The organism is Roseibium polysiphoniae (genome assembly GCF_014842925.1).
Taxonomy (GTDB): domain Bacteria; phylum Pseudomonadota; class Alphaproteobacteria; order Rhizobiales; family Stappiaceae; genus Roseibium; species Roseibium polysiphoniae.
This window is the reverse complement of sequence record NZ_JACYXJ010000004.1, coordinates 100,859-113,745: the sequence shown is the minus strand read 5'-3', so window position 1 is coordinate 113,745 and position 12,887 is coordinate 100,859. Positions and strand designations below refer to the sequence as shown.

Below are 12,887 nucleotides of genomic sequence, written 5' to 3'. Positions count from 1 at the left end.
CTATTGCGCGACGCAGGCTTCAAAGCTCTGCTTGAGCATGTCCCAGTCGAGATCGCGCCCGATGAAAACAAGCCGGCTTTCACGCGGCTCACCGTCTTTCCAATCCCGCTGATGGTCGCCTTCAACGATCATGTGAACGCCCTGAATCACGTAACGTTGCGGGTCGCCCTTGAGCGCCATAATGCCCTTGAGGCGCAAGATATTTGGCCCCTGGATCTGTGTCACCTGGTTGATCCAGGGGAAAAACAGTTCCGGATCCAGATCGCCAGCCTTCAGCGAAATACTCTTCACTGAATGCAGATCGTCATCGTGGTGGTGGTGTTCGTGGTCGCAGTCGGGACCGCACTCATGATCATGCGAATGATCGTGTCCATGGTGCGTGTGGTCATGCTCGTGATCGCAGTCTGGTCCGCACTCGTGGTCATGATGGCCGTGCGCCAGGAAATGAGGATCAAGCGAGAGAATTCGATCCAGATCGAATGCGCCACGATCCAGAACAGCCTTGAGGTCAACGGCGCAACGTTCCGTGTGATGGCAAACGGCGTAGGGATTGATCGCACGGATACGCGCTTCCACAACGGCGAGCTCGTCTTTCGTCACAAGATCGGTCTTGTTGAGCAGGATCACATCGGCAAAGGCAATCTGGTCCTGAGCTTCCTCGGTGTCCTTCAGGCGCTGCAGCACATGGCGAGCATCGACAACAGCAACCACTGCATCCAGCTTCGAGGCCGCCCGCACGTCGTCATCCATAAAGAAGGTCTGGGCAACAGGAGCCGGGTCAGCAACGCCCGTCGTCTCGACGATGATGGCGTCGAACGCGCCTTTCCGCTTCATCAGATTCTGCACGGTACGGATCAGATCGCCACGAACGGTGCAACAGATGCAGCCGTTGTTCATCTCGAAGATTTCTTCGTCGGATTCGACGAGCAGATCATTATCGATGCCAATCTCGCCGAATTCATTGACGATGACGGCATATTTCTGACCGTGATTTTCAGTCAGGATCCGGTTCAAAAGCGTGGTCTTGCCGGAGCCAAGATAACCGGTCAGCACGGTAACCGGGATCTGTTGGCTGGTGGTGTCTTGAGACGCAGACATGGGAAATCCCTAGCGGATAAAACAAATATGGCCGAGCAGGTACCCGGCGACGAGTCCTGCTGAATATAGGCATGTTTTGCCATGAGTGGGAGGGTGCTGAAATCTATAATTCCAGCAGCGAGCTGCAAACACACCACTCACTCAAAAAGATCACGCCGCGGCAAACGCCCCAGAGAAGGAAACCAGTCGCTTCGACTTCTCATCCCAAAGCGCAAGGTTCGCGCATTTCAGGCTTTCCCAGACCGTCAGGCGATTGATGTTCGCCAGCTCGGGCTTTGCAGCCATGCACTCCTGCAGCCGGTAATTCGGTATCTGGCTGCACAGGTGGTGAATGTGATGCAACCCGATGTTGCCCGTAAACCAGTCGAGCACGCGCGGAAGATCATAGTAGGAAGAGCCGAGGATCGCTGCCGTCTTGCGGTCCCACTCGCCATCCTTTGACCAATGTGTCTCTTCGAACTGATGCTGGATAAAGAAGAGCCAGACACCGACCGCCGACGACACGAAAACGATCGGCGCAAACAGCATCAAAAAGTCGGCCCAGCCCAGCGCATAGATCAGCGTTCCATAAACGATCAGGATCGCGAGGTTGAGGGCAAGGACACTGGTGGTCATCTGCCACGATGGTCGCTGCACGGAAAACGGCAGCCGCTGAATAACGAGGAAATGCAACACGCCTCCGACCAGCGTCAGGAAGAAGGGGTTGCGATAAATGCGGTATCCGATCCGTTTGAGCAGCGGCAGCGCCTGGTATTCTTCAACCGTCAGGGTGCTGATGTCACCGATGCCCCGGCGGTCAAGATTGGCCGAACATGCATGATGGAGCGCGTGCGCCCGGCGCCAATAGGCGTAGGGTGTCAGCGTCAGAACACTCACAATGCGGCCCGTGATGTCATTGGCGGTCTTGGACGCAAAGAAAGATCCATGTCCGCAATCGTGCTGAATAATGAAGAATCGGATCAAAAGCCCGGCAGTCGGAACCGCCAGCAGCAGCGTGATCCAATAGCTGTAATCAAGGCTGATATACATGCCGGCGAAAAGCGCGAGAAACGGAAACAGGGTGGTCAGAATCTGACCAGCCGCGCGCCAGGCATTCGGAGTGCGGTAGCGTGCGCAATGCGCCGCAAGCTCTTGGATCTGATCTTGTAGCAATGGGTGTCCCGACAGTTATTGTTGTGTTCTTGTTGTTCGGGATTATTCCCCTTGGCGAAGGTGGTGCCAGACCTGAGGCCTCAGGTCAACGAGCCTTGCGTCGTAGAAGTGAATAATTTCTGATGATGGTCGCAGGAAGACCAAGGGTTTTTCTGGCACCTCTGCCCCCTTCCTCTATGCTGGATCAACCACTTCGCGCAATTTGCGTATCCAGGAAAGACATCCCTTGAGCGCTATGTTCGAAGAATTGGACTATCGTCCGACACCAATTGGCGCCCTTAGCCTGCGTCGCCGGCGCGACCTCTCAACAGGCGAGGACATCTACGAAATCATCCTCGGGGATGCCTATTTGATGTCGAGCCGCTTCACCGTCGCCGAAGAAGAACTCTCCCGAATGGGCCTCGCCGCAGCAAAAGGCGAAAGTCTCAAGGTTGCTGTTGGGGGACTGGGTCTTGGATATACGGCAAAAACGGCGCTGGATGATCAACGCGTCGCCTCGCTGACCGTTGTTGATGCGCTCGGACCAGTCATCGACTGGCACAAAGAGAGCCTGCTGCCGCTCGGAGAACACCTCACCGCCGATGGCCGCTGCGACTTTGTTGAAGGTGACTTCTTTGATCTCGCCGCATCATCGAACGGGTTCGACGCCAAAGAGCCAGGCAAGAAATTTGACGCCATTCTGCTAGACATCGATCATTCCCCGACGAACGTTCTGGACCCGAAGAATCTCGACTTCTATCAGCCTGAGGGTCTTGAAAAGCTGGCGGCACATCTTGAGCCCAATGGTGTCTTTGCCCTCTGGTCGAACGATGCTCCAGATCCCGTCTTCGAGGCAGCTCTCAAAAGTGTTTTCGCGCACGTCGAGAGCCACATTGTGTCCTTCGACAGCCCCTTGAACGACGTTAAGGAATCCAACACGGTTTACGTCGCATCGCTCTAGGTGCCGACGCCCCGAAAGGGTCTTTGGAAAAACAGTTTAGGCCTGCAGCACTTTTCACACGGCAGATAATTCGGCTAAAGCTGTGAGCAATCGAACAAGCAACAAGACCATTCGGGTGGAACCATGCTCAAGACGATTGCCGGATTTGACCGTATCGGTGAGGAAAATGCCTTTGCGGTGTTGGCCCGCGCCACGCAACTCGCCTCTGAAGGCCGGGACATCATAAATCTAGGCATCGGCCAACCGGACTTTCAGACCCCGGGACACATCGTCGAGGCCGCAGTCAAGGCGCTGCGCGACGGACATCATGGCTACACACCAGCGACAGGCATACTGCCTCTGCGCGAGGCCGTGTCGGCGGATCTGCACAAACGCATCGGCGTGGACACCAATCCCGACAACATCGTGATCGTGCCGGGCGGCAAGGTCACAATGTTCATGGCGATCCTGATGTTCGGCGAGCCCGGCGCAGAGATCCTTTATCCCGATCCCGGCTTCCCGATCTATCGCTCGATGATCGAATTTACCGGCGCGACCCCAATCCCTGTGCCGATCCGCGAGGAAAATGACTTTGCATTTTCGGCGGAGGAAACCCTGTCACTTCTTACCGACAAGACACGGCTTCTGATCCTGAATTCGCCCGCAAACCCAACCGGCGGCGTGACGCCACGCGCCGAGATCGAAAAGCTGGTCAAGGGACTGGAAGCGTTTCCCGATCTCGCCATCATGTCCGACGAAATCTACGCTCAGATGACCTACGATGGCATGGAGCATGTGTCTCTTCTTGGCTTCGAAGAGATCCGGGATCGCCTGATCCTTCTGGATGGCTGGTCCAAAACATACGCCATGACAGGTTGGCGGATGGGATATTCTCTTTGGCCGGACCAGCTCATCGATAAGGCCCGCAAGCTCGCGGTCAACGCCTGGTCCTGCGTCAATGCACCCGCGCAATTCGCCGGCCTGGCTGCCTTGACCGGACCACAGGATGAGGCCCGGGCCATGGTCGCCGAATTCGACAAGCGCAGGAAGGTTGTCGTTGATGGCCTGAATGCGCTGCCCAACATCAGCTGCCGCACGCCTCTTGGCGCCTTCTATGCTTTCCCGAACATCAAGGCGACCGGCTGGAAAGCCAAGAAGCTCGCATCTGCCCTGCTGGAAGACGCAGGCGTTGCCGTCATCGGCGGTCCGGACTTCGGAATTCTAGGCGAAGGCTACATACGCCTCAGCTATGCGAATTCGACCGAGAACATTCAGCGCGCGCTAAAGCGTATGGAAGACTTCCTGACGCAGAACAGCAAAGCCTGAACCTGCAGCGCAGATGCACTGCCAATCGTCAAGACAGTGACGGCAAGTCGTGGACATGCGCATCCACGGCGCCGTTTTCCTTGAGGAGCGCAACGGCTTGCTCTTCATGCGCGGCATCACGCGCCCGCACCCAGAGCAACAAACCGCCATCGCTGATGTGCTCTTCAATCTGAAGGGCATAGGTCTCGCCGATGACCAGGGCTGCGATGGCGCCGAGGCTCGCGCCGACACCGCCAGCGATTGCAGCCGCCGCGATTGCTGCGGCGAGAGCACCGCCCGATGCGACAACCATCGCCGCTCCGGCGAGTGCTGGGACATAGATGAAAGCGCCAAGCACCGCCCCCTCGGCATCGCCGATCGTTTCTTTCGGCACATACGACATCGTCGGAACGTCCGGCCGGTCTTCCAGGTCGCGCACCGGAATGTGCGAATCCCCGAATGCCTTGCCAATAGCATCCTCGCTGGCGAGAACGCTGAGATCCGCACGATCAAAACCGTGGGTCAGCAATGCGTCCACTGCCGCCTGCAGTTCTTCGGCGCTATGAAAGAGACCAACAGCTTCGCGTGCTGACTGATAGGCGGAGCTTTTTGCCATGACCATTGTCCTCGGGTGTTTCTCAGTTTGGATTGAGCGCAGATTTGGCTGCTATTTCTTTTCGGTCGCTTCACGGCGCAAGCCATGATGCTTGCCGGATGCCACCATTTCGACATCAAGGCCGCCCGTCAGCCGGTCAAGGGCGACAAGGACGCGATGCTGCAGATCGCTGTTGCCATCAGGCATACCTTCCTCGAGCGCAACCGCATCTTCCGCCGCATCGTAGGACCATCGCCGCAGGATCTCGATCCTCTGCTCGGCGCTCAAATCATCCCGCTCAGCAACTTCTTCCGGAGATGCGAAAACCGACGATGGATCAAGCAGTGCCTTTTCCATGTCGATTGCCTTGCCAGTACCGCTCATCGTTTTGGCTCCCTGATCTTTGCATCAGGCTAGCCTTGAACAGCCCTGCCAACGTTGATCCGAATCAACCAGGATCAAAAAGAAAAGCCGGCCATGTGGCCGGCTCCCTCATCAAAGACGCTTCCGCGCAAATCAAGAGGACTGAGGCGTCTCCGCCACTGGCGTGAGGACCTTGCCGGAGCTGAACCAGCTGCTCATGTTGTCGACCACCAGTTGGCCCATCGCGTCGCGCGTATGCACCGAGGCAGATGCCACATGCGGCAGCAGCACCGCGTTCTCCATTTCGATCAATGCCTGGGGCACGCTTGGTTCATCCTCGAAAACATCGAGACCAGCCGAGAGGATCGTTCCAGAGCGCAGCGCCTCGATAAGAGCCGCTTCATCAACCACCGTTCCGCGGCCGACATTGATCAGGATACCGTTCGGCCCGAGAGCCTCCAGGATCTCGGCATTGACCATATGCCGCGTTGAGGCACCACCGGGCGCAACGAGCATCAAGGTATCACACGCCTCCGCAAGCCCCTTGAGCGTCGTATGGTAAGGATAGGAGACGTCCTCCTGCTTGGTCCGTCCGTGATAGTGAACCGTCATTCCGAAAGCCTCGGCTCTGGTCGCAATCGCCTTTCCGATCCGCCCCAGTCCGAGCACCCCGAGTGTCCGGCCCTGCAAGGTCGCCTTGGTCAGCGGATAATTTTGGCCCGGCTTCCAATTCCCTGCGCGCAACCAGCGTTCAGCCGCGGACAGCTCACGCACTGTCATGATCATGAGACCAAGGGCAGTATCGGCAACCTCATCACTCAGGACGTCAGGCGTATTGGTCACGATGATGCCGCGTTGGCCACACAGCGCCGCGTCGATGCTGTCGTAGCCGACACCAAAATTCGAAATGATTTCCAGATTGGGGAACCGGTCGAGCAGCGCCTCGTCGACCTTGAAACCGCCGATCGCGAGACCTCTGATCTTGTCGGCAACCGCGTCGATGGCAGCCTCGGGATCGGCCGCTTCAAAGGTCTTGTGCAGCGTCGAAATTTTCTCGAGCCCCTCAGGAACGATCGCGCGCAAGGGGGCTGGCATCAGGATATCAGGTCTCTGCATTCGCTTTCCCAATCGTATGTATCAGAATAATTTCGGGCGCTGATCTCGCCTTTCAGGAGATGCTTTTCAGACATCGAAGCATGACGAAGATCGTCTCCCGATCAACGTGTTTGCTTCCACAGAATTCGGAAAAACACCTTCAACCACAACGGCACATTTTCGAAAAATGCCAACGTATGGGGCCAAAACAGCAAATTCTAGAACGTGTTGACCGGCCCCTCACCATAGGTCAATCTGACAGTTATAAAAACTGGGAGGAATAATCATGATTTCATTTAACTGGGCCTCGGGCGCAGCCCTTGCGGCTGGACTCATGGCCGGGATCGCGTCCACATCCGCTCTTGCGGCGGACACGACTTTGCGCATTTCGTTGCAGTTGCCGCTCACCAGCCACCTCGGCCAAAATGTCAGCTTGTTCAAGGAAGAAGTCGAAGCAACTTCCAACGGCGAGATCAAAGTCGAAATCTATGACAGCGCGCAGCTTTACAAGGACAAGGAAGTTCCCGCAGCTGTTGGTTCTGGCGCAATCGAAATGGGCGTGGCATCGCTCACGCGCTATGTCGGCGACATTCCCGCTGTCGACATTTTCTACCAGCCCTTCCTCTTTGATACGGAAGAAAAGGTCCGCGCTGCGGTTGCCAAGGGCTCTCCGGTCAGAGGCCCACTGGATGAGGCTATCAAGGACACAGGTTCGACGGTACTCTGGTGGCAAGCCTATGGCGGCGCGATCATGCTTTCGAACGGTGGTCCGGTTAAAACGCCTGAAGACATGAAGGGCAAAAAGGCCCGCGTATTTGGCAAGACACTTGGCGACTTTGTAACCGCCTCCGGTGGTGCGCCAACGCTAATTTCGGGCTCTGAGCAGTACCTGGCCTACCAGCGCGGCACCGTCGACATCGGCATGACAGGCGTATCCGGCGTCAGATCGCGCAAGCTTTGGGAGGTCATGGATACAATCACGGTCACCAATCATGCCGACATCGAATTCATCGTCGTTGTAAACACCGATTTCTGGAACGAACTTCCGGACGAGCACAAGGCGTTGATCGAGGCAGCAGCTCTCAAGGCGGAGGCGGATGTTCGTGACAACATGTCCCAGATCGAAGCCAACGCCTATGAGGCGGCGCAGGAAAATGGCATGACGATTTACCAGCCCACCGCCGACGAAATCGCGGCCTGGAAGGCCGTCTCCGAATCAGTCTATGCGAACTATCGCGACAAGGCAGGAGACCTCGGCAGCAAGGTTCTTGAAGCCGCCCAAGGCCTTTGAGTTCCCACTGAATGACCACCGCGGGCGATGCGTTTGCCCGCGGTCTGACCTCCAGCGATCGTTGTCACATGACTTTTTTCCAACGCCTTACAAAAGCGCTTGCCTGGGCAGCCTCCGGCCTGTTCGTGGCCGCAGGGCTCATGCTGACCTTTGAGGTTGTCGCGCGCCATTTCTTCACGGCTCCAACCATTTGGGCGGCCGAGCTTTCTCAGCTCTGCTTGATTTGGGGTTCGCTGCTCGGCATGACCTGGCTTCTGGGGGCTCGGCGGCACATTGCGGTCGATGCGCTCGTCGAGCTTCTTTCTGCGCAACAGCGGCGGTTCACCGAAGCCTTCGCCATGCTGACAGTCGCGGCATTTTCAGCCGTCGTTGCCTGGAAGGGCTGGGGGATCTTTTTCGATTCCTTCGAACGCGGCCGAACCACTGGTTCGATGCTCGACCTGCCGACCTGGGTTTCCGAACTCGCGGTTCCGGTCGGCTTTGCCCTGCTCTTCATTCAGGGGTTGATTGAAGCCTATTTGGCGATAACCGGCAGGCGTGACGCCAGCGCATCTCATGGAGCCCATGAATGAGCACCTTGATGATCCTCCTGGCGCTCTTTGCCTTGCTGCTTCTTCGGGTCCCTGTCGCCTTTGCACTTGGCGGCCTCGGTCTGGCACTGCTGGTATCTGGCGGCTTCTCGCCTCTGATGGCGCCCCAGGCGGTGCTCTCGACGCTGGACGGTTTTATTCTGCTCGCCGTCCCACTCTTCCTGCTGATGTCGAACATCCTTTTGAAAGGTGGCGTCGGCAAGGACCTCTTCGCCGCCGTTCACGCATGGGTCGGCCATTGGCCCGGCGGATTGGCCGTCGCAACCATTCTGTCATGCGCGATCTTCGCAGCCATCTCCGGCTCATCCGTGGCAACTGCTGCAACCATTGGCACTGTCGCCATTCCGGAAATGATCCAGCGCGGGTACGAGCGCAAGTTCGTCTACGGCCTTCTCGCCGCCGGAGGCACACTCGGGATCCTCATCCCACCGTCCATCCCGATGATCGTCTACGGTTTCGTCACCGAACAGTCGGTAATCGCCCTTTTTCTGGCAGGTGTCGGACCAGGCATTTTGCTGGTCATCTTCTTCATCATGTTTTCCATGGTCTATGCACGCTGGTTCGGCGGATACACGCCTGAACCTGCGACCGGCTGGACAGAACGCAAGGCCGCCACACTCCGCGCGGCACCCTCGATGCTCCTGGCAGCCATTGTGATCGGCGCAATCTACACCGGCGCGGCCACACCCACGGAAGCAGCAGCGATTGGTTTTGCGGCTGCCCTCGTGATCACGACGCTTATCCTGCGCACGCTGACCTGGAAGGGTTTTCGAGACGCGGCCTTCGAGGCCATGGCAACCACGGTGGCGATACTGCTGATCATCGCCGGGGCAAAGGTCTTCGGCAAGGCGATCACGCTCTACCGTATTCCCCAGGACATCTCGATGTTTATTGGACAGACGATCGACAGCCCCTTTGCCTTTGTGATCGTCGTTTCGATTGTGCTCCTGTTCATGGGGCTCGTCTTCGAGGCCTTGTCCATGGTCTTGATCATGACGCCCGTTCTTCTACCTGCCGCGCTCGCGATGGGTTTCGACCCAATCTGGTTCGGCGTCTACATGGTCATCCTGGTCGAGTGCGCACTGATAACGCCGCCTGTGGGCCTGAACCTCTACGTCATCCAATCCGTCTCGCGCGCAAGTCTTGGCGATGTCTCTCGGGGCGTCCTGCCATTTCTGATCATTATGTTGATCAGTGTGTTTCTGCTCTATCTCCTGCCTGACATCGCGCTTTACATACCGTTCAAACTCTAGGAATTCACTATGTCTCCCGCCGCCCAGCTCCGTGCCCTGCTTGCCCAAGACAAGTTGCACGTCATGCCTTGCTGCTTCGACGCCCTCTCCGCAAAGCTAATCGAGCAAGCCGGCTTTGGACTGACATTCATGTCCGGCTTCGCGACATCCGCATCGCGGATCGGAGAGCCCGACCTAGGCCTGATGTCCTATGGCGAGGTGCTGGATCAGGCGCGGAACATCACCGATGCCATTTCAATTCCGCTGATTGCCGACGGAGACACCGGCTATGGCAACGCCATGAACGTCCGCCGAACGGTTTCAGGCTTTGCAAAGGCCGGCGCAGCGGCCGTGATGATCGAGGACCAGCTTGCGCCCAAGCGGTGCGGCCACACACCTGGCAAAGCCGTCGTCTCCAGGGAAGAAGCCTTCGATCGCATTCGGGCCGCTCAGGAGGCACGCGACGAAGGCGCCGACATCCTGATCCTTGCAAGGACTGATGCGCGGCACGATCATGGCCTGAATGAAGCGATAGACCGCGCACGAAAATTCAAGGAACTCGGAGCCGACATCCTCTTTGTCGAGGCCCCCAGGACTGTCGAGGAAATGCAGCTTCTGTGTCGTGAGCTGCCCGGTCCAAAGATGGCCAACATCGTTGAAGGTGGAGAAACACCGGATCTGCCACACGATGAATTGCGTGATATTGGCTTTTCCATCGCAGCCTATCCACTCACTCTCATGGCAGCAGCGATGAAGGCCATGACCGAAGTTCTTCAGAGCTTGTCCAGCGATGCCGACAGAACTCCCCACCTGATGGACTTCAAAACGCTTCGGCAGAAAATCGGCTTCGAACATTATTACGAGGTATCTAGCCGGTACGAAACGTCGGATCGATAGTGTAAATTGTTACAATGCTATAATTAATTGAAGTTCTGATATGCCGGAAACGAAAACAAACAAGTTTTCAATCCATCACAGGTCTGTTTAGTATTTCACGAAAGTACCAAAGGAACTTTCGAGAAGGCGCCCCTGATGACTGAAATGAGATCCATGGTCGGAATTCATATCGACCTGGAAAAAACCTTTGGGGCAATGAGCGAAGCCGTCGTTATTACGCAAACAGACCGGAAGATTATCTTTGTAAACCGAGCAGCAGAACAAATTTTCGGCTACACGCGCGAAGAACTGATCGGAAACACCAGCAGACACCTCTACGAGAGATTGGAAGATTATGAAGCTATCGGCGAGTATAATTCCAACATAGCGCAGACACGCGAAGGCAGAAAATACGCCGTAAACTTCAAGAGACGAAACAAAAACCTCGTTACCTGCGAAGTTCTATCAACGCCTCTATTCGATCCTAAGGTTGGTCTGGCTGGCTTCCTGTTCATCGCACGTGACATCTCCGATCGAATAGCCCTGGAAAACAAGGCCGAACAGGCCTCGGCAATTCTGGAAGACGCGATTGAATCCATCTCTGAAGGCTTTGCCCTTTATGACAAGGACGACCATCTCGTCATCTGCAACGAGAACTACAAGAAAATCTACCCTGAATCGGCAGCCATGATGCAACCGGGAAGTTCCTTTAGGGACATTCTCGCCCATGGGCTCGCCAATCGGCAATATGACACGGGCAGTCTTTCGGAGGCCGAGTGGCTTGAAGATAGAATGAGCCGCCACCGGGAAGCGGATGGCGCCGTGATCGAGCAAAAGCTCGGCGATGGTACATGGCTTCGTATCTCAGAGAAAAAGACGCGTTCAAATGGCACCGCCGGAATTCGCTCTGATATCACCGAGCTCAAAACGGCTCAGAACGAGCTTATTGAAGCCTACGCCAACATAACCATTCTCACCGACAGTCTCTCTTGCGCGATTTCCGAGGTCGACTTAGAGGGCAATTGCAGGTTCGCAAACGAGATCGCAGCAAAATTTCTGAACTCGACCGTCGATGACCTCATTGGCACAAACTACAGAAAATCACTCTCCGCAGAGCTTCAAACGCAGCTTGAAGCGCCTTACGGCCGGGCGATGGAAGGCGAGCGCAGCAAGGTGGAGGTCGAGGGCATCTTCCCCGACGGGCTCCGGCGCAACATGCAAATCGAGTACATTCCGAAGCCGGATGTCAGCGGGCGCACAAACGGACTGATCATTTTCGCAACGGACATCACCAATCGGAAAAAGATCGAAAGAACGCTCGCCGAACTCTATTCGGTCACGTCAACGCGCAAGCTGGGTATCGATGCCAAGATCCAGCAGATCCTTCGAATTGGCTGCGAGCATTTCGATCTGCCGTTCGGCATTATCAGCCGGATTGTTGACAACACCTATTCGATCAACTGGGTGCAAAGCCCCAATGGAGAGCTTGAAGCAGGCGCAAGCTTCCCCTTGGGCGATACTTATTGTTCTCACACGATCGAGGCGGACCAGCCCATCGCCATCGCCCACACGGCAAAATCTGAACTGGCTCTTCACCCCTGCTACAGGGCGTTTGCGCTCGAAGCATATATTGGCGTGCCGCTTCTGGTGGACGGCGAGCGCTATGGCACGATCAATTTCACAAGTGCCGACGTGCGCCAACGGCCTTTCACCAAGACTGACAAGGAAATCATCAGACAGTTTGCAGACTGGGTCGGGAATGAAATCGCGCGGCAGCAGGATCACGACGAGTTGATGGAAGCAAAAGTTCGGCTCGAACGTATCGCCAGCGTCGACGACCTGACCAGCATTCTCAACCGTCGCGCGTTTCTGGAGCGGGCGAACACAGAAGTCGCGCGCTTTCGGCGCACTCAGGAGACTTTTTCGGCCGTTCTGATCGACATCGATCACTTCAAGTCAATCAACGACACCTATGGCCACAGCGTTGGCGACGAGGTCCTGAAGCGCTTCACGGCGGTCGTCGGCAAGCTACTGCGCGCGGTTGATGTCTTTGGCAGAGTGGGCGGAGAGGAGTTTTGTGTCCTTCTCGACCGAACCGGCCCGGCGGATGCGCTGATGGTTGCTGAGCGGATCCGCGAGACTGTCACGACTGATTGCAAGTTACCTGGCGTCGCGGACGGGGTCACCTGCAGCATGGGAATTGCGACCATTTCAAACGATGACGTCGAGTTTTCAACCCTTCTACAACGCGCTGACGTCGCGCTCTATCAGGCAAAAAACAATGGACGGAACAGCTGCTGCGCTTACCAGGACGACATGATCAGGGAAGCCGGGTCTAACGTCGCGTTTTCCAGCAGCGATTGAGTTCGGC

At 56.5% G+C, this 12,887-nt stretch carries 12 protein-coding genes; 7 read left to right on the top strand and 5 right to left on the bottom strand.

The genetic code is table 11. From position 1 onward, the window contains the following. Complete coding sequence (locus IG617_RS10755) at positions 1–1,098, bottom strand: CobW family GTP-binding protein (RefSeq protein WP_192109246.1); 1,098 nt, start codon at positions 1,096–1,098, stop codon at positions 1–3. Between the two features lie 150 nt (positions 1,099–1,248). Further along, the gene (locus IG617_RS10750) at positions 1,249–2,250 is read right to left on the bottom strand and encodes a fatty acid desaturase (RefSeq protein ID WP_192109245.1); all 1,002 of its coding nucleotides are present in this window, start codon (positions 2,248–2,250) and stop codon (positions 1,249–1,251) included. 235 nt (positions 2,251–2,485) lie between these two features. On the opposite strand from IG617_RS10750, the gene IG617_RS10745 reads away from it, so the two are divergent. Both IG617_RS10745 and IG617_RS10740 read left to right on the top strand, forming a co-directional pair. Further along, positions 2,486–3,190, top strand: coding sequence for a polyamine aminopropyltransferase (locus IG617_RS10745; protein WP_209008442.1), 705 nt, complete (start codon positions 2,486–2,488; stop codon positions 3,188–3,190). Between the two features lie 123 nt (positions 3,191–3,313). Further along, positions 3,314–4,495 carry a pyridoxal phosphate-dependent aminotransferase gene (locus tag IG617_RS10740; protein ID WP_192109243.1) on the top strand — a complete coding sequence of 394 codons (1,182 nt, stop codon included), beginning with the start codon at positions 3,314–3,316 and terminating at the stop codon, positions 4,493–4,495. A gap of 28 nt (positions 4,496–4,523) precedes the next feature. On the opposite strand, the gene IG617_RS10735 is transcribed toward IG617_RS10740, so the two are convergent. The 3 genes from IG617_RS10735 to IG617_RS10725 all read right to left on the bottom strand — a co-directional run bounded on the left by IG617_RS10735 (position 4,524) and on the right by IG617_RS10725 (position 6,548). Continuing rightward, positions 4,524–5,090, bottom strand: coding sequence for a hypothetical protein (locus IG617_RS10735; protein ID WP_192109242.1), 567 nt, complete (start codon positions 5,088–5,090; stop codon positions 4,524–4,526). 51 nt (positions 5,091–5,141) lie between these two features. After that, positions 5,142–5,453: a hypothetical protein gene (locus IG617_RS10730; protein ID WP_192109241.1), complete on the bottom strand. Its 312-nt coding sequence runs from the start codon at positions 5,451–5,453 to the stop codon at positions 5,142–5,144. Positions 5,454–5,585: 132 nt separating this feature from the next. Further along, positions 5,586–6,548: a 2-hydroxyacid dehydrogenase gene (locus tag IG617_RS10725; RefSeq protein ID WP_192109240.1), complete on the bottom strand. Its 963-nt coding sequence runs from the start codon at positions 6,546–6,548 to the stop codon at positions 5,586–5,588. A 265-nt stretch (positions 6,549–6,813) separates the two neighbouring features. Between IG617_RS10725 and IG617_RS10720 the strand changes: the two genes are divergently transcribed. From IG617_RS10720 to IG617_RS10700, 5 genes are all read left to right on the top strand, one after another. Beyond that, the gene (locus IG617_RS10720) at positions 6,814–7,818 is read left to right on the top strand and encodes a TRAP transporter substrate-binding protein (protein ID WP_192109239.1); all 1,005 of its coding nucleotides are present in this window, start codon (positions 6,814–6,816) and stop codon (positions 7,816–7,818) included. An 11-nt stretch (positions 7,819–7,829) separates the two neighbouring features. Beyond that, complete coding sequence (locus IG617_RS10715) at positions 7,830–8,390, top strand: TRAP transporter small permease (protein WP_209008414.1); 561 nt, start codon at positions 7,830–7,832, stop codon at positions 8,388–8,390. Next, positions 8,387–9,661, top strand: a complete 1,275-nt coding sequence (locus tag IG617_RS10710) for a TRAP transporter large permease (protein WP_192109238.1) — start codon at positions 8,387–8,389, stop codon at positions 9,659–9,661. Before IG617_RS10715 ends, IG617_RS10710 begins: the two co-directional genes overlap by 4 nt. Positions 9,662–9,670: 9 nt before the next feature. Next, positions 9,671–10,537 carry an isocitrate lyase/PEP mutase family protein gene (locus IG617_RS10705; protein WP_192109237.1) on the top strand — a complete coding sequence of 289 codons (867 nt, stop codon included), beginning with the start codon at positions 9,671–9,673 and terminating at the stop codon, positions 10,535–10,537. Positions 10,538–10,672: 135 nt separating this feature from the next. Then, positions 10,673–12,880, top strand: coding sequence for a diguanylate cyclase (locus IG617_RS10700; RefSeq protein WP_209008413.1), 2,208 nt, complete (start codon positions 10,673–10,675; stop codon positions 12,878–12,880). The last annotated feature ends 7 nt before the right edge of the window (positions 12,881–12,887 follow it).